The 16,329-nt window shown below is 70.4% G+C and carries 17 protein-coding genes, 1 other RNA gene and 1 pseudogene; 9 read left to right on the top strand and 10 right to left on the bottom strand.

Annotated elements, in window-relative coordinates; genetic code table 11:
• The first annotated feature begins 48 nt into the window (after positions 1 to 48).
• Together R3F55_22810 and R3F55_22805 are read left to right on the top strand one after the other, a co-directional pair.
• Entirely contained in the window at positions 49 to 573 is a 525-nt protein-coding gene (locus tag R3F55_22810) for a PAS domain-containing protein (protein MEZ5670206.1), read from the top strand.
• Entirely contained in the window at positions 548 to 1,855 is a 1,308-nt protein-coding gene (locus R3F55_22805; GenBank protein MEZ5670205.1) for a methyl-accepting chemotaxis protein, read from the top strand. Before R3F55_22810 ends, R3F55_22805 begins: the two co-directional genes overlap by 26 nt.
• Before the next feature lie 145 nt (positions 1,856 to 2,000).
• On the opposite strand, the gene R3F55_22800 is transcribed toward R3F55_22805, so the two are convergent.
• From R3F55_22800 to R3F55_22790, 3 genes are all read right to left on the bottom strand, one after another.
• The gene (locus R3F55_22800) at positions 2,001 to 2,507 is read right to left on the bottom strand and encodes a YHS domain-containing (seleno)protein (protein ID MEZ5670204.1); all 507 of its coding nucleotides are present in this window, start codon (positions 2,505 to 2,507) and stop codon (positions 2,001 to 2,003) included.
• 207 nt (positions 2,508 to 2,714) lie between these two features.
• Positions 2,715 to 3,482 (bottom strand): cysteine hydrolase, encoded by a 768-nt coding sequence (locus tag R3F55_22795; protein ID MEZ5670203.1) that lies wholly within the window; start codon positions 3,480 to 3,482, stop codon positions 2,715 to 2,717.
• Between the two features lie 159 nt (positions 3,483 to 3,641).
• Positions 3,642 to 4,106 (bottom strand): DUF1348 family protein, encoded by a 465-nt coding sequence (locus R3F55_22790; protein MEZ5670202.1) that lies wholly within the window; start codon positions 4,104 to 4,106, stop codon positions 3,642 to 3,644.
• Between the two features lie 208 nt (positions 4,107 to 4,314).
• On the opposite strand from R3F55_22790, the gene R3F55_22785 reads away from it, so the two are divergent.
• The 6 genes from R3F55_22785 (at position 4,315) to rnpB (ending at position 9,808) form a co-directional block, all read left to right on the top strand.
• Entirely contained in the window at positions 4,315 to 4,905 is a 591-nt protein-coding gene (locus R3F55_22785; protein MEZ5670201.1) for a TetR family transcriptional regulator, read from the top strand.
• Between the two features lie 276 nt (positions 4,906 to 5,181).
• A complete protein-coding gene (locus R3F55_22780; protein ID MEZ5670200.1) occupies positions 5,182 to 5,970 on the top strand; it encodes a TerB family tellurite resistance protein in 789 nt (262 codons plus the stop codon).
• A gap of 3 nt (positions 5,971 to 5,973) precedes the next feature.
• Positions 5,974 to 7,791, top strand: coding sequence for an ATP-binding cassette domain-containing protein (locus R3F55_22775; GenBank protein ID MEZ5670199.1), 1,818 nt, complete (start codon positions 5,974 to 5,976; stop codon positions 7,789 to 7,791).
• A complete protein-coding gene (locus tag R3F55_22770) occupies positions 7,791 to 8,684 on the top strand; it encodes an EamA family transporter (protein MEZ5670198.1) in 894 nt (297 codons plus the stop codon). The genes R3F55_22775 and R3F55_22770 overlap by 1 nt, the downstream gene beginning before the upstream one ends.
• A gap of 4 nt (positions 8,685 to 8,688) precedes the next feature.
• Positions 8,689 to 9,378 carry an N-acetylmuramoyl-L-alanine amidase gene (locus tag R3F55_22765; protein ID MEZ5670197.1) on the top strand — a complete coding sequence of 230 codons (690 nt, stop codon included), beginning with the start codon at positions 8,689 to 8,691 and terminating at the stop codon, positions 9,376 to 9,378.
• Between the two features lie 12 nt (positions 9,379 to 9,390).
• An RNA gene (rnpB, locus tag R3F55_22760) (RNase P RNA component class A) lies at positions 9,391 to 9,808 on the top strand.
• 128 nt (positions 9,809 to 9,936) lie between these two features.
• Here the strand turns inward: rnpB and R3F55_22755 are convergent.
• A pseudogene (locus R3F55_22755) lies at positions 9,937 to 11,049 on the bottom strand (alpha-hydroxy acid oxidase).
• Positions 11,050 to 11,134: 85 nt separating this feature from the next.
• On the opposite strand from R3F55_22755, the gene R3F55_22750 reads away from it, so the two are divergent.
• Positions 11,135 to 11,827 carry an SDR family NAD(P)-dependent oxidoreductase gene (locus R3F55_22750; protein ID MEZ5670196.1) on the top strand — a complete coding sequence of 231 codons (693 nt, stop codon included), beginning with the start codon at positions 11,135 to 11,137 and terminating at the stop codon, positions 11,825 to 11,827.
• Between the two features lie 10 nt (positions 11,828 to 11,837).
• Here R3F55_22750 and R3F55_22745 read toward each other — a convergent pair whose 3' ends face one another.
• The 6 genes from R3F55_22745 to R3F55_22720 all read right to left on the bottom strand — a co-directional run bounded on the left by R3F55_22745 (position 11,838) and on the right by R3F55_22720 (position 16,296).
• Positions 11,838 to 12,512 (bottom strand): dienelactone hydrolase family protein, encoded by a 675-nt coding sequence (locus tag R3F55_22745; protein MEZ5670195.1) that lies wholly within the window; start codon positions 12,510 to 12,512, stop codon positions 11,838 to 11,840.
• Between the two features lie 109 nt (positions 12,513 to 12,621).
• Positions 12,622 to 13,665 carry a hypothetical protein gene (locus R3F55_22740; GenBank protein MEZ5670194.1) on the bottom strand — a complete coding sequence of 348 codons (1,044 nt, stop codon included), beginning with the start codon at positions 13,663 to 13,665 and terminating at the stop codon, positions 12,622 to 12,624.
• A gap of 132 nt (positions 13,666 to 13,797) precedes the next feature.
• Entirely contained in the window at positions 13,798 to 14,292 is a 495-nt protein-coding gene (locus R3F55_22735; protein ID MEZ5670193.1) for a DoxX family protein, read from the bottom strand.
• Positions 14,276 to 15,076 carry a DNA-binding domain-containing protein gene (locus R3F55_22730; GenBank protein MEZ5670192.1) on the bottom strand — a complete coding sequence of 267 codons (801 nt, stop codon included), beginning with the start codon at positions 15,074 to 15,076 and terminating at the stop codon, positions 14,276 to 14,278. Before R3F55_22730 ends, R3F55_22735 begins: the two co-directional genes overlap by 17 nt.
• On the bottom strand, positions 15,066 to 15,935 hold the full coding sequence (locus tag R3F55_22725) for a DUF692 domain-containing protein (protein MEZ5670191.1): 870 nt from the start codon (positions 15,933 to 15,935) through the stop codon (positions 15,066 to 15,068). Before R3F55_22725 ends, R3F55_22730 begins: the two co-directional genes overlap by 11 nt.
• Before the next feature lie 70 nt (positions 15,936 to 16,005).
• Positions 16,006 to 16,296 (bottom strand): DUF2282 domain-containing protein, encoded by a 291-nt coding sequence (locus tag R3F55_22720; GenBank protein MEZ5670190.1) that lies wholly within the window; start codon positions 16,294 to 16,296, stop codon positions 16,006 to 16,008.
• Between the last annotated feature and the right edge of the window lie 33 nt (positions 16,297 to 16,329).

Here is a 16,329-nt window from a genome sequence, read left to right as displayed (position 1 = left end):
ATTACTCGTCTGCACGGACAAGCCGGGACACGTCCCGCGGCACGCAAGATCAGCCGGACGGTGAAGCCGACCGGGGTCGAACGGTTTTTCGACGCCGGCTCGATCATCGTCAGCAAGACCAACCTCACCGGGCACATCACCTATGCGAACCGGACGTTCATCGAGGTGGCGGGCTTCACCGAGGCGGAACTGATCGGGGCGCCGCACAGCATCCTGCGGCATCCCGACATGCCGCGCTGTGTCTTCAAGCTGCTGTGGGACACCCTGGCCGAGCGGCACGAGATCTTCGCCTATGTGGTGAACCTGACCAAGAACGGCGATCACTACTGGGTCTTCGCGCACGTCACGCCAAGCGTGGACGGCGCCGGCAGCGTGGTGGGCTACCACTCCAGTCGGCGCGTGCCGGACCGCGGCATCGTCGAGGGGACGATCATGCCGCTCTATGCGCAGTTGAAGGCGGAAGAGGATCGGCATGCCGACCGCAAGGCGGGCATGGCCGCTTCCTATCGCATGCTGGCCGGCCTGCTGGCCGAGAAGGGCATCGGCTATGACGAACTCATCTTCTCTCTTTAGGGCGCAGGCGGCCTTCGCGCTCGCGGGCGCGGTCGGGGTCATCCTGATCGGCGACGCGGCGGTATTCGGTCCCCTGCTCGGCGTCGGCTCGGCCTGCGGGCTGAGCCTGCTCGCCGTCGCGGCGCTGGGTTTGCGGTTCGTCGGCGCGGCCCGTACGGCCATCCGGCGGACGGTCGGGGTCGGCCGGGCGGCGGCCGAGGGCGACTTCGAGGCGCGCCTGATCCATGTCGACCAGCGTGGCGAGCTCGGCGACCTGATGTGGACGGTGAACGAACTGGTCGACCGTGCCGACGCCTTCGTCCGCGAGAGCGCGGCATCGATGGAGTATGTCAGCCGCAACAAGTATTTCCGCCGCATCATCGAGACCGGCATGAGCGGCGCGTTCGCCAACGGTGCGCGGATCATGAATGGCGCGACCGACGCCATGCACCGCAAGGTCCGGCAGTTCGACGGCGTGATGGTCCGGTTCGAGACCGCGTTGCGCGACATGTCGACGACGGTCGAGACCGCATCGATGCAGCTGAACGACACCGCTGCGACGATGAAGAGCAACGCGGGCAAGACCAGCGAAAAGGCCGGTCTGGTCGCCGGTGCGGCCGACAGCTCGGCGCAGAACGTCCACACCGTCGCGGCGGCGGCCGAGCAGCTGCGCGCGGCGATCCGCGAAATCGGCGAGCAGGCGGGGCGTTCCGCCGACGCGACCGCCCAGGCGACCGACGATACCGAGCGCACCAGCGAGCATGTGCGCGGGCTGGCCGAGGCGGCCCAGCGGATCGGCGAGGTGGTTGGCATCATCTCGGAGATCGCCGCCCAGACCAACCTGCTTGCGCTCAACGCGACGATCGAGGCGGCACGGGCCGGCGAGGCCGGCAAGGGCTTCGCCGTCGTCGCCGGCGAGGTGAAGGCGCTGGCCAGCCAGACCGCCCGGGCCACCGACGAGATCGTCGCGCACGTCGCCAGCATCCAGGATGCGACCCGCCTGACCGTGGACGGCGTCTCCGGCGTCTCGGCCATCGTCAGGCAGGTCAACGAGATCGCGGCGGCGATCGCCGCAGCGGTCGAGCAGCAGGCCGCCGCCACCAGCGAGATCGCGTCCAATGTCGAGGCCGCGGCCGAAGGTACCCAGGCGGTCACCACGAACATCCTCGACGTCACCGAGACGGCGGCGCAGACCAGTCGCGCGGCCCAGGAGGTGGCGGAAGCCGCAGCCGGAATGTCGGAGCAGGCGATCGCGGTGAGCGGCGAGATGGGCCGCTTCCTGCAGGAAATCCGCGCCGCCTGAGGGCCGCGCCGCCACCGCACACCGACTGCCGTGCGCCTGCGGCTTTCTTCCCGGCCGATGCGCGCCGCGACCGCTGCCGGCCATCCGCTGACGGAGGACCGGCCTCCGTCAGCGCTTCGCCGGCGACATGCTGTCGGACGGCTGCTCAGCCACCAACGGCGGAACTGCGGTTGATCTCCGGGACGGCGACGTGGTGCAGCGCCGGCCAGTTCGCTTCGGCCCGGGCGAGCGTTCCTTCCTTGTCGTCCAGGTACTTCCCGAACGCGACGGCGTTCAGGAACACGTAGAGCTTGCCGTCGACGATATCGGCGAAATGCGGATCGGCGTCGAGCTTCAGGCCGATGGCCACGCCGAAGGCGCAGAACCCGCCATATGCGGGCATGTAGGCTTGCGGCTCCGCGGCGAATTGTGCGAGCGACTCCGCCGACGCGAAGTAGTAGGCGACGCCGTCATGCTCTAAGGTGTAGGCCGCGTCGCCCGCGGTCACCGCCGGTCCGGTGGCCAGTGCAACCGCATCGACACCGCGCAGCGCGACGCCTGCGCCGCTCAGCGTGGTGCCCGTCGACACATTGTATTCGTCGGCGGCGAAGCCCGCGGTGGCGATCGCGACGGTAGCGGCTGCGGCGGCGAACAGGGTGGTGAATGTCTTCATTTTCGTCGGTCCTTCTCTTGCGCCCGCGGGCGTCTGGCACCGCGGGCAGGTTTGGCGGTTCCCGCGGGCCCTGGGCGCGCGGGTGGCGATCCGCCGGCGATACCGGCGGCTTCGGAACGCAGTCGGGTCCAGGACCCTTGGGCCGCGTTTCCGAACCGGGCGGCCGGCCGCGGTGCGGCCAGGCCGATGTGGGGTCGGGAGTGGCGGTCAGGCGGCGAGCGCGGTCATCCGGGCCACCGCCTCGTCGGTCGCCCAGACGGCATTGGCCATCATCCGGAAGTTGATCAGAGCGGCGAGGTAGCCGTCGCCCTCCGGCACCTTGGCGCCTGCGGTTGCATCGCGCACCACGGCGACCTCGAAGCCCTGCTCGATGAATTCGCGCATGTGGGCCTCGACGCAGAGATTGGCGGACATTCCGGCGAGCACGATCTGGTCGACCCTGAGCTTGCGCAACTGCAGCCCGGCGTCGTTCTGCTCCGGCCCATAGATCTTGTGCGGCGATGCCACGATCGTGCGGCCGTCGAGGATGTAGTCCTTGTACTCGGCCATGAAGTCGGCACCGGAACCTTCCAGACCCGTGGTGTCCAGCGGGCCCGGGCGGTCGAACATGCCGATCGCGTGCATCACCTTCTCGAGTGCGCCTTCGAAGCCCCAGCGGTGGTCGTGCGGGTAATAGTAGTGGGGCGAGATCACCACCGGCATTTCGGCGGCCTTGGCGGCGCGGAACAGCCGGCCAATGTTGGCGACGACGTTGTGCTCCATGACACTCTCGCCAACCGCGCCCCAGGCCACGCCGTTCGGGCTGAGGAAGTCGATCTGCGGGTCGACGACCAACAGCGCGGCGCGACCCTTTTCCAGTTCCATCGTCGCCGACGGCAGCGCCGGGTCTGCCGGCTCGGCATAGGCGTCGAGGCCGGCCGCGTCGGCCCGCCGCGCGGCCAGGCCGACGGCGGTGGCGGCTGCGCCAACCGCCATCCCGGTCGCGCTCGCTGTCAGGAATCCGCGCCGGCCCAGGCCGTCGGCGGGGCTGTCGTCGTGGTGGCGATGGGTGCAGGTGGTCATCGGTCGGTCTCCTGTCTCAGGGGCACACGGCCCGGTTGGGTGGAAGTTGGTCGGCTCCGTCTCTCCGAGGATTCAGAGTTGGAGATCGGAGAGACCGGGGTGGTCCGCCGGCCGCGGTCCCAGCGGCCAGCGGAAAAGGCGGTCGCTCTCGGCGATCGAAAGGTCGTTGATCGAGGCGCGTCGCACGGCCATCAGGCCGTCGGGGGCGAACTCCCAGTTCTCGTTGCCGTAGGCGCGGAACCATCCGCCGTCCGGTCGCCGCGCCTCGTAGGCGAAGCGCACCGCGATCCGCGCGCCGCCGAACGCCCACAGCTCCTTGATGAGCCGGTAGTCGAGCTCCTCCTGCCACTTGCGGGTGAGAAATGCTTCCACCTCGGCCCGGCCGTTGAGGAAGGCGACGCGGTTCCGCCAGGCCGTGTCCGCCGTATAGGCAGCGGCGACCCGGATGGGATCGCGGCTGTTCCATGCGTCCTCGGCGGCCCGCACCTTGGCGGCGGCGGCTGCCCGATCGAACGGCGGCAGGGGTGGTCGCGTCATCGGGGTTCTCCTATATGAACCGATCTGTTCGCTTTGATGTCTGGTAACTAAACCGATCTGTTCATATACGCAAGCAAAAAAATGACGCCCTGCGCGAAGAATCTTGCGTCCATCGCGTGAGGGAATTGATTTTGCTGTAAGAATCAGCTCACTCTTGCCGGATCGGTGTCCAGCCTGCATATACTGATCGGTTCATGAAGGAGGTTGCGTGCGTCCGAGCAAGCGAGACGAGCTGGTGCGCAAGGCGCTCGTCGTCTTCTACCGGGACGGGTTCCATGCCACGGGCATGGACCTCCTGGCCGCCGAGACCGGCATTTCGAAGACCACCATGTTCAAGCACTTCCGCACCAAGGAGGAATTGATCCTCGCTGCGCTGCGGCTGCGCGACCAGGACTTCCGCAGCTGGCTTTTCCGCCGGATGGAGCAGGCGGGGCCGCCCCGGGCCCAGTTGCTGGCGATGTTCGACGCGCTGGCGGAGTGGTTCGCCGCACCGGATTTCCGGTCCTGCATGTTCATCAAGGCGGCCTCGGAATATCCCGAGCCGGACCATCCCATCCATGCGCAGGCCGCCGAGCACAAGCGGTTGCTGTACCGGCAGGTGCGCGAGATTGCCGCCGAATCCGGCGCCGAGGATCCGGCGACGCTGGCGCGGGCGCTGCTGCTGCTGAAGGAAGGGGCGATCGTCACGGCCCACCTCGGCCACGAAACCGATCCCGCGGGCGACGCAAAGGCGGTCGCCGCCGCGCTGCTGGCCGCCCAATGCCGCCACGCGCACGGGCGGGATACCCCGTCGGGCTGAGCGTATTCGTGGCCGCCGCCGCGGGACCGGACGGAGGTGCCGTTGTCCGATTTGGGCCTGCGACATGGGGCTGCGGCAGGGGTGCGGGCCGGCAGCCGGTCCATCCCTCCGCGCGGCGGCCAGCGGGCATGGATGCGGTAAGGCCGAAATGACGATCCGCCGGTCGCGGCGTGCGCGCATTGACGGGCGCGGGGCGCAATGATTGTTTGTGCGCCGCTGCCGCCGGCAATGGCCGTCGCGGCGTTCGATGCAAATCGCCTGGCGCGGAACACGATTTTGAGCATCTGGGGCAAATTATTCGGCGCGGCCGCCGGCTTCGCCATCGGCGGCCCGCTCGGCGCCCTGTTCGGGGGCGTGGCCGGCCATGTCGCCGACGGGTTGCAGCGCCCCGGCGGGCAGGGCGGCGACACCCGCTTCGCCGAGGCCGAGGCGCCGCCGCGTGTGGCGCACGGCTATGACGGCCGCAGGGCGGCGCGCCCCGTCGCCTTCACCATCGCCGTGATCGCGCTGGGCGCCAAGCTGGCCAAGGCCGACGGCCTGGTCACCCGTGACGAGGTCGCCGCCTTCAAGCAGGTGTTCCACGTCCCGCCGGCCGAGGCCAAGAACGTCGGCCGCCTGTTCAACCTCGCCCGCCGCGATGCGCGCGGCTACGAGCCCTATGCGCGCCAGATCGCGCGCATGTTCCACGACAGCCCGGCGGTGCTGGAAGAATTGTTGAACGCGCTGTTCCACATCGCCAAGGCGGACGGCGTGGTCGGCGACGAGGAGCTGCACTTCCTGCGTTGCGTGGCCACCATCTTCGGCTTCGAACCGAGCCGGTTCGAGCGCATTCGTGCCGCCTGGCTCGGCGTGCCGGCCGACGACCCCTATGCCGTGCTCGGCGTCAAGCCGGACGCCGCCGACGACGCGATCAAGAGCGCCTATCGCCGACTGGTGCGCGAGAACCACCCCGACAAGCTGGTCGCCCAGGGCATGCCGGAAGACTTCATCGCGCTGGCGAACGAGACGCTGGCGAAGATCAACGACGCCTACGACCGCATCCGCAAGGAACGGGGCTTGAGCTAGCCGATGGCCCCGCCCCCCCTGCTTTCCCTGCGCGGCGTTTCGCTGACGCTGGGCGACAGCCGCCTGTTCGCCGGCGTCGACCTGCACCTGCAGCCGGGCGACAAGGCGGCGCTGGTCGGCCGCAACGGCGCCGGCAAGACCACGTTGTTCCGCCTGCTTACCGGCGCGCTGGCGCCGGACGCCGGCGATCGTTTCGCGCGGCCGGGCGTGCGAATCGGCGTGCTGTCGCAGGAGCCGCCGTCGCCCGGGCTGCAGACCGTCGCCGGCTACGCCGGCGCCGGCGAGGTCGCGGAGCCGCACGAGGTCGAGGCCGCACTGCACGGCCTCGGGCTCGATCCGGATCGGCTGGCGAACGCGCTGTCCGGCGGCGAACTGCGGCGCGCAGCACTGGCGCGTGCCCTGGTCGAAGGCGCCGACGTGCTGCTGCTCGACGAGCCGACCAACCACCTGGACATCGCCACCATCGAATGGCTGGAGCAGACGCTGAAGGCGTATCGCGGCGCCCTGCTGGTGGTCAGCCACGACCGCACTTTCCTGCGCGCCGTGACCAACCGGATGGTCTGGATCGACAGCCGCCAGCTGTTCGTGACCGACCGCGGCTTCGTCGCGTTCGAGGACTGGCAGGAAGAGGTGGCGCAGGCGCGCGAAGCCGAAGCCGCCCGCATGGACCAGCATCTGAAGGCGGAGGAGCGCTATCGCCTGCGCGGGGTGACCGCGCGGCGGCGACGCAATCAGCGCCGGCTCGCCCTGTTGGCCGAGCTGCGTGCCGCCGTTGCCGCAAGGCGCAGCGGGCTCGGCACCAGGACCACGATCGCGGCCACGGCCACCGGCGCCGGGCCGAAGCTGGTCGTCGAGGCGGAAGCTCTGGACAAGCGCTTTGCGGGGGCGCAGGGCGACGTGGTGATCGCCCGCGGCTTCTCCACCCGCATCCTGCGCGGCGACAGGGTCGGGGTGATCGGTGCCAACGGCGCCGGCAAGACCACGCTGGTGCGGCTGCTGATCGGCGAGGAGCGGCCGGACGCCGGCACGGTGCGCCGTGCCGAAGGGCTGAAGATCGCCTATTTCGATCAGCGGCGCGAGCAGCTCGACCCGCGTGCCACGCCGTGGAAGGTGCTGTGCCCCGACGGCGGCGACACCGTGTTCGTCGCTGGCAAGCCGAAGCACGTCGTGTCCTACCTCAAAGATTATCTGTTCGACGAGCGCGTCGCCAACGCCCAGGTCTCGACCCTGTCCGGCGGCGAGCGCGCCCGGCTGCTGCTGGCGCGCAAGCTGGCCGCGCCGGCCGACCTGCTGGTGCTCGACGAGCCGACCAACGACCTCGACATGGAGACGCTGGACGTGCTTGAGGAGGCGCTGGCCGACTATGCCGGCACCCTGATTCTGGTCAGCCACGACCGCGATTTCCTCGACCGGCTGGTCACCTCGACCATTGCGGTCGAAGGCGACGGCCGGATCGACGAGTATCCCGGCGGCTACACCGACTATCTGAGCCAGCGGCAGGCGGCCGTGCCGCTTGCTGTCGCCACGGGCAGGCCGAAGGCGGAGGAGACGCGCCCGCGTCAGGCTGCGGCCAAACTGTCGTACAAGGAACAGCGCGAGCTGGACGGCCTGCCGGAGCAGATCGATGCGCTGACGGCCAAGCTGGCCGCCCTGCAGCAGGAGATGGCCGACCCGGCTCTGTTCGGCCGCGACCAGGCCCGCTATCGCACACTGGTGGACGCCATGACCGCGACCGGCGAGGCGCTGCAGCGCAGCGAGACGCGCTGGGTGGAGCTGGAGGAAAAGCGCGAGCGGCTGGCCGCCGAGCGGGCGGGGGGCTAGTGCGTCCGGTCGACCTTCTGTTCCTGCTCGGCGTGATCGTGATCTGGGGCAGCAACTTCGCCGTCGCCAAGATCGGCTTCGCCGTCTTTCCGCCGCTGCTGCTGATGACGCTGCGCTTCGCGCTGGTCGCCGCGCTGCTGGTCCCGTTCTACCGGCTGCCGCGCCGGCATCTGCGTCCGATCCTGATCCTCTCGGTGACGCTGGGCAGCTTTCACTTCGGCTGCATGTTCTATGGCGTCACCCATGTCGAGGCCGGCACCGCGTCGCTGCTGACCCAGTTCCAGGTTCCGTTCTCCGCCGTGCTGGCGGCGGTGTTCCTGGACGACCGGATCGGCTGGCGCCGGGCCGCCGGCATGGCGGTCGCCTTCGCCGGGCTGTTGGTGATCGGCGGCGCGCCGGAGGTGGCCGGCAACCTGTTCCACGTCGCGCTGGTGCTGGCGGCATCGCTGTCCTGGGCGCTGGGTGCCTTCCAGATCAAGCGGATGGCGCTGCGCAGCGGCGAGCCGATCGCCGGCCAGACGCTGAACTGCTGGATCGCGGTCTTCGCCCTGCCGCAGATGCTGGCGATCTCGCTGCTGCTGGAGGACGGCCAGTGGCAGGCGCTGACCGCGCCCGACTGGCGCGGCTGGTTCGCGGCCGTCTACATGGCCGTCGCGGTCGTCATCGTCGGCTACGGCTACTGGTACCGCATGCTGGGCCGCTATGCGCTGAACCAGGTCATGCCGACCATGCTGCTGGTGCCGGTGGTCAGCATCACCACCGGGGTGATTTTCCTGGGCGAGGCGATCACCTGGCGCACGCTGGTCGGCGGCGGGTTGATTATCGTCGGCGTCGCGGTGATCCTGATCCGCCGGCCGCGCACCACCGCGCCGATGCCGACCACCACCGCCTGACCGGATGATGCGCATCGTCGAGACTCCGTCGCCCAACCACGGCCCCCGCCCCGACGGGGTGGCGATCGACATGCTGGTGTTGCACTACACCGGGATGCAGACCGGCGCGGGCGCCCTGGCGCGGCTGTGCGATCCCGTCGCCGAGGTCAGCGCGCACTACACCGTCGACATGGACGGCACGGTCCACGCGCATGTGGCGGAGGAACGCCGGGCGTGGCAGGCCGGCCCCTCGCACTGGCGCGGGCGGCCCGACGTGAACAGCCGCTCGATCGGGATCGAGATCGTCAACACCGGCCACGACTGGGGCCTGGCGCCGTTCCCCGCCGGTCAGATCGCGGCGGTGATCGCGCTTAGCCGCGGGATCCTGGCACGTCATGCGATCCAGGCGCGGCAGGTGGTTGCCCATTCCGATATCGCGCCGAACCGCAAGGCCGACCCGGGCGAGCTGTTTCCCTGGCGCCGGCTCGCCGCCGCCGGAGTCGGCCTCTGGCCGGGCCCCGAGGCGCCGGCTCCCGGCGTCGAGGTCGCCGATGCCCTGGTCGAGATCGGCTACGGCGTCGGCGAATACGGCTTCGAGCCGTGCTTGCGCGCGTTCCAGCGCCGCTGGCGCCCGGCGCGCATCGACGGACTGGTCGATGCGCAGACCGCGCGGCTTGCCGCACAGGTCTTGCACTTGGCACGCACCGCTCCCTAGATAGGGACTGCGCCAGACGGTCGGATGGTCGCCTTGCCGCAATGGGGCAACCCGCGGCGGGGAGGAAAGTCCGGGCTCCATGGAGACACGGTGCCGGGTAACGCCCGGCGGGGGCGACCCCAGGGAAAGTGCCACAGAAAGCAAACCGCCGCGCCGGCTCAGGCCCGCGCGGCAAGGGTGAAAGGGTGGGGTAAGAGCCCACCGCGGCCCCGGCGACGGGGACGGCATGGTAAACCCCACCGGGAGCAAGACCAGATAGGGGTGCGGCGGACGGGCCGGCGGGGAGACCCGCTTCCGTCCAGGCGGGTCTCCGCGTCGACACCCGGGTAGGTCGCGCGAGGCGCACGGCAACGTGCGTCCCAGATGAATGGCCATCCCCCCGTCCCTCGGGGCGGGCGGACAGAACCCGGCTTACAGACCGTCTGGCGCTTTTGGCTTCCGTTTCGACGCGGGCTTGCGGGCCGGGGCCGATCCGGCGGCGGGGATCGAAGCGCCCATCACCATGTCGGGCCCGACGGCGGCGATGTCGGGCACGCCGAGCTGGCCCAGCGCCAGGTCCAGCTCGCGCCGCAGGATGTCGAACGCGCGCGCCACCCCCGTGTCGCAGCCGGCACCGGCGCCATAGGCGAAGGCGCGGCCGAACAGCGCCATCGTCGCACCCAGCGCGCGGGCGCGGATGACGTCCTCGCCGCGGCGCAGGCCGCTGTCGATCAGCAGCGGCACCTTGCCGCCGATCGCGGCCGCCACAAGCGGCAGCGATTCGATCGAGCCGGGGGCGTAGGCCGCCTGCCGGCCGCCGTGGTTGGACACCATCACGCCGTCGCAGCCTGCCTCGACGCAGCGCACCGCGTCCTCCGGCGCCTGGATACCCTTGACCACCAGCTTGCCCGGCCAGCGGTCGCGCAGCCGCTTCAGGTCGTCCCAGGCGAAGCGGCCGGTGATGATGCCGGCCTGGAACTGGGCCAGCGCCTGCACGTCGGTGGCGCCGTGGTAGCGCTTCAGGCTCTCGAAATTGGGCGGGCCGGCCCGGCGCGTCGCCAGCGACCAGCCGGGCCGGCTGACCAGCTGGGCGACGATGTCGGGCGTCATCCGGAACGGCACCTTGAAGCCGTTGCGCTGGTCGCGGTCGCGCTTGGCGCGCACCGGCACGTCGACGGTCAGCAGCATGACCTCGAAGCCGGCGGCCTTGCCGCGGGCGATCAGATCGTCGGTCATCGTCGACTGGTCGGCAATGTAGAGTTGCAGCCAGCCATAGCCTTCAGCCGCCTCGGCCAGCGCCTCCAGTTCCGTCGAGGCGTTGGTGCTGGTGCCGTAGGGGATGCGCTCGCGCGCCGCCAACCGGGCCAACGCCAGGTCGGTGCCCGGCCACATCAGGTTGAGCAGACCCATCGGCGCGATGCCGAACGGCGCGGCATAGCTGCGGCCGAACAGCGTCGTCTCCAGCCGGCGCGCCGACACGTCGACCAGATAGCGCGGCGTCAGGCGAATGTCGGTGAATGCCGCGCTGTTGCGCCGGAGCCCGTCTTCCCCCTCCGCGCCGCCGTCGATGAAATCGAAGGCGAAACGCGGGACGCGCCGCCGCGCGAGCAGCCTGAGGTCCTCGATCGAAGCGGCGCGCGTCAGATCCACGTCAATTCTCCGGTTTCGCCCTATGTTGGCCTGGAACGTCATTCTCGGCGGCTATCGCATCGCTGGCAATCGCCGCCGCCACCCGCCTTCGTCGGATCGGCGATCGGCCGCAGCTTGGAGCCCTGACATGCAATTCGAATCCGCCCTGATCGTCGGCGCCGGCCCGGGGCTCAGCGCCTCGCTGGCCCGCCTGTTCGCCGCGGAAGGCCTGAGGGTCGGACTGGCGGCGCGCCATACCGACAAGCTGGCCGACCTCTGTGCCGAGACCGGCGCGCGCGCCTTCGTCTGCGACGTCTCCGAGGCGGAATCGGTCGAGGCGCTGTTCGCGTCGCACACCGAGGCCCTGGGTGCGCCCGACCTGGTGGTGTTCAACGCCAGCGGCAGGGTGCGCGGCGCGGTGACGGACCTCGATCCGGGCGCGGTGTGGGATGCGCTGCAGATCACGGCGTTCGGCAGCTTCCTGGTGGCGCAGGCGGCGACGCGGGCGATGCTGCAGCGCGGACACGGCGCGCTGCTGTTCACCGGCGCCAGCGCCAGCGTGAAGGGCTTCGCCAACTCGTCGTCCTTCGCCATGGGCAAGTTCGGCCAGCGCGGGCTGGCCCAGGCATTGGCGCGCGAGCTGGCGCCGCACAACATCCATGTCGCTCATTTCGTCATCGACGGCGCGATCCGGTCGCCGCGGCTGCAGACCATCGGCGACCAGCCCGACAGCACGCTCGACCCGGACGCGATCGCGCGGACCTACTGGGCGGTGGCGACCCAGCCGCGCAGCGCCTGGACCTGGGAGATCGAACTGCGGCCCTGGGTCGAGAAATTCTGAGCCGGCCGCCTCAACCGGCCAGGTGACGCACGAAGAAGTCCAGCGTGCGGGCGCGCGCCGTTCGCGCGCTGTCGGCGTGATAGTCGGCCCGGGCGTCGCAGCCGAAACCATGGCCGGCGGGATAGCTGTGCACCGGCACGTCGGGATGGGCGGCGGCGATCGCCGCCACGTGGTCCGGCGGAATCATCGCGTCCTTCTCGCCGAAGTGCAGCATCACCGGCACCTGCGGCGTCTCGGCCCTGAAATCGTGGATCTGGCCGCCGTAGTAGCCGACCGCCGCTGCGACGGTGCCGCCCATGCGGCAGGCGGTGAGCCAGGCAAGCGATCCGCCCCAGCAATAGCCGACGATGCCGACGCGCCCGCCGATGGCGGCGATGTGCGCCGCGGCCGCGATGTCGCGCAGCGGGTCGTCCCAGCCGATCTGCCCGCGCAGGGCGCGCCCGGCCGCTACGCCCTCGGCGTCGTAGCCCAGCTCGACCTCACGCTCGACCCGGTCGAACAGCGCCGGCGCCACGGCCAGTATGCCGTCGGCGGCGAAGCCGTCGCACAGGCCGCGGATGTGCGGATTGACGCCGAAGATCTCCTGCACCACCACCAGGCCGAAGCGCGGGGTGCCGGTCGGCTCGGCCAGATAGGCCTGGAAGCCATGGCCGTCGCCCGCCGTCAGGTTGACCGTCTTGCCCATTGCCCGCCCCTCCTGCGCTGCCAGGAGGCGCAGTGTGCGCGCGCCTGCGCGCAGGTCAAGCGGTCTGTCGCGCGACGTCCGGCGGGCCTATCGGCTGCCGTCGCCCGGGTCAGGCGGCGGCCTCTTCCGGCTCCTCCAAAGCGGCATCGTCGCCGGCTGCTGCCTCGTCCATCAGCAACAGCTCGTCCTCGTCGACGTCGATCACGTCCTGCAGCAGGGCGGAGATCTCGTCGGAGATGTCCTCGTCGTCGCCGCCGGCTTCGGCATCCAGGCCGGCCGCCAGCAACGCGTTGGCCGCAGCCTCGACGCGCTGCAGCAGGTCGCTGGGCGAGCTGGGCTCGATCTCGGCCTCGGTCTCGTCGGGCGCGTCGTCCAGCTCGACGATGTTCGCGGACTGCAGCGCAGGGCTGCCGGCCGCGTCGTCGTCTTCGAACTCGATCGTCTCGTCGTCCGCGCCGGCCGGCTCCTCGATCATCACGTCGCCGCCGTGCGCCAGTAGCGAATCCTCTTCGGCCTCGTCTGCCAGGTCCAGCGCCTCGGCGTCCTCGCCGAAGGCTGCGCTGTCCTCGTCGGCGGCGTCGGCGATCTCGGCGGCCGGGTCTTCGTCCTCGGCCATCGCCGCCGCCGCGTCGTCCATGCCGTCGGCGACGAGCTCTTCGCCCGCCTCCGGCTCGTCGTCGGCCATCGAATCCGCCGCGAGCTCCGCATCGTCGGCATCGGCCGCGAGCATAACGTCCGCGGCGTCTGCATTGTCGGCCGCCGCGGCGACATCGCATTCGGCCTCGTCGGCCTCCGCGAGCATAACGTCCGCGTCGTCCGCATCGCCGGCGGCCGGAGCGGGCTTGTCGCCCATCAGCCGGCCGACGCGCCCTTCCAGGTCGCGCATGGTCTGGCCCATCACGCTCTGGCTGCCGGCCTCGATGGCGTGCAACAGGCTGTGCAGCATCGACTTCAGGTTGCCGTTCTCTTGCTCGTACTGGCCCAGACGCCCGTTCAGCGCGGCGATCTCGCGCTGCTGGTCGGTGTGGACCAGTTCCATCTTGCTGACCAGGCCGGTCAGCCGCTCGCTGTAGGTCCTGCTCTGGGCCGCGATCAACCCGAACTGCTCCTCGGCAGCCTCAACCCGCTTGCGCAGTTCGTCCAGTCCAGACATCGCGTGCACTCCAAGCAAATATTCGCCCGGAACGATAGCGGGGGAGCGTTGCGACGCGGTTAACCGCGCGGTCGATCGGCCCTGCCGGGCTGCCCCGGCAGGGCGGGCGGCGGCGATCTGCAGCGATCCGGCTCAGGCGCGCCGACGCAACCAGTGGTCGATCGAGACGAGGCCGGGGCCGAAGCGAAGCAGGATCGCCAGCGCGGCCATGAACACGAAGTGCTCGATGTTGTGATAGTCGCGGATCGCGGCGGCCAGCACGAACTGGATCAGGATCGTCATGGCCAGCAACGGCACGCTGGCCAGCCGCGTCAGCAGGCCGATCAGGATCAGCACCGGGCAGATCAGCTCGAAGGCGGTGGCGAGGAAGGCCATGATTTCCGGCGGCAGGAACGACACCGGCCCGTAGCCCCATTCGTCGTTGGCGAACAGGTCCACCGTGCCGCCGAAATTGTCGATCTTGGCCAGGCCGGAGCGGAAGAAAATGTAGAAGACGTAAACGCGAAGGCCGAGCAGGATCACCGGCTCCGCAATTGCGCCGACCAGATCGTCGACCCGCCGGTAGAGAGCGGCCAGGCCGCCGTCGTGCCGGCCGCGTGCGCGGCCGGCCTCAGTCGTTGTCGCCATCTTCTTGTTCCCCAGGGTGTGCGTGGATGTGCGAGAAGGCGGCCAGTCCCGGCAGCTCGCGCAGGGCCCGGCCGAGGTCGAGGCCGTCATCGGCCGCGACGGCTTCCTCGACCGCTTCGCCGAGGCACCGGCCGGCGGCCAGCGCGGCGACCAGGGCATACTGGCCCGGCGACACCGGTGTGACCGTTGCAGAACTTTCCGGACGCGCGATCAGCGTATGGCTCGGCCCTTCGGCCGTCGACGCCAGTCGGCGCGCCGCGGGCCCGTCCTGGATCGCGCGCGACCAGACGGCAAAGCCGGCCGTCGGCGCAGCGCAGAGCCGCAGCGCCGGATGCGGCCGCAGCACGAGTCCGGGCAGCTGCGCCGCCGGCACCGCCTGCAGCGCTGCCGCCGTCAGCACCGGCGCATCGGCCGCATGGAACGCCTGCTTCTGTGCCCATTCGATCGCGGCGACGGCCTCGACCAGCTGCGGGTCGAGATCCGGGGCCGCGGCGGCCGCCGCCGCGCCGAACCCGTCGCCATATGCAAGCAGCGCGGCGCCGGCCGGCGGCCGGGCGCGAACATGGTCCAGCGCGGCGCTGCGGAAGGCGTCCGGGCCCAGCAGACCGTGCAGGGCGGGATAGGCGTTTGCCAGCACCTGGGTCAGCGAGCGGGCGACCGTGTTGAAGTGGACGAACAGGCGGCGGTCCGGCGCGATGCCGTCGGCGACGATCCGCTCCAGCACAGGCGATCCGCCGGGCGCAAACAGGCCGGCGGCGAAGTCGCGTTGCAACTCACGCAACATGGCGGACCTCCCGGGTCGCTGCCCGGGCGAGGCGGTCGATCGCGGCCTGGGCGCCGGCGGCCTCGTCGACAAGCCGCTGCAGCGGCGGGATCGCCTGGTCCCATTCCAGCAGCACCGGAACCGGGCCGCAGCGCCGCAGCGCGCGGTCGAGCAGGTCCCAGACCGCGGTCGGCGGCGCCGACGCGTGATCGTCGATGCGCAACGCGGCGCCGTCTATCTCGAGCGTGCTGTGGCCGGCGATGTGGATCTCGCCGACCGTCGCCGGGTCGATCGCATCGAGATAAGCGGCGGCGTCATAGCCGTGATTCAGGCAGGACACGACGATGTTGTTGACGTCGAGCAGCAATCCGCAGCCGGTGCGCCGCGGCAGCTCGGCCATGAACTCCCACTCGGGAATGGTCGACTCCGCGAAGCGCAGATAGGTCGACGGATTCTCCATCAGCAGCGGCCGACCCAAGGCATCCTGCGCGATCGCGATGTTGCGGCACAGAACGTCAAGCGCCTCCTCGGTGTAGGGCAGCGGCAGCAGGTCGTTCAGATAGACGCCGCCGCTGCCCGCCCAGGCGGCGTGCTCCGAGACCAGGCCCGGCTGGTAGCGCTCAGCAACGGCCGCGACCTTGCGCAGGTGGCCAGGGTCAGGCCGCTCGGCCGAGCCCAGCGACAGGCCGACGCCGTGCAGGCTGACCGGATGGTTGCGCCGGACGCGGTCGAGCAGACGCAGCGGCGCCCCGCCGTCGCCGAAAAAGTTCTCGGAGTGGACTTCGACCCAGGAAACCGCGGGCGCGGTCTGGGCGAACGCCTCCAGGTGCACGTGCCGCAGGCCCACGCCCGCCGCGGCAGGGATGGTGGAAGGTGTCACTGGGCCGTCCGCGCCGGTGGCGGGACAGGTGGCATGCCGAAGAATGCGGCACGCCGCCCGCGCAGTCGGCTCAGCTCTCGATCATCTTTTCGTTGATGCCGTCGCCGCCTTCGAGGCTGCCGCCCATCGCCAGGCAGTCGCCCTGCTCGGCGGTCTTCCACTCGTCGAAGGAATAGTCGACGGTCGACTGGCCGGCGCAGCTGTGGGTGCCCGCGACGTTGGCGCAGTCGTTCTCGCCCGCCTTGGCGATGCCGTAGCACTTCACCGTCTCGGCCTGCGCGGGCGCGACGAACGTTGCCGCGGCGAAGGCGCCGCTGGCGAGGGCGGCCAGAGCCAGCGCGCTGGTCTTTGCCTTGGTCATCGATCTGTCTCCTGTGCGGTCGTTCGAGTAATC

The organism is Alphaproteobacteria bacterium (assembly GCA_041396705.1).
Lineage (GTDB): Bacteria > Pseudomonadota > Alphaproteobacteria > CALKHQ01 > CALKHQ01 > CALKHQ01.
The sequence above is the reverse complement of the archived record's forward strand: the minus strand, read 5'-3'. Positions and strand labels throughout refer to the sequence as shown.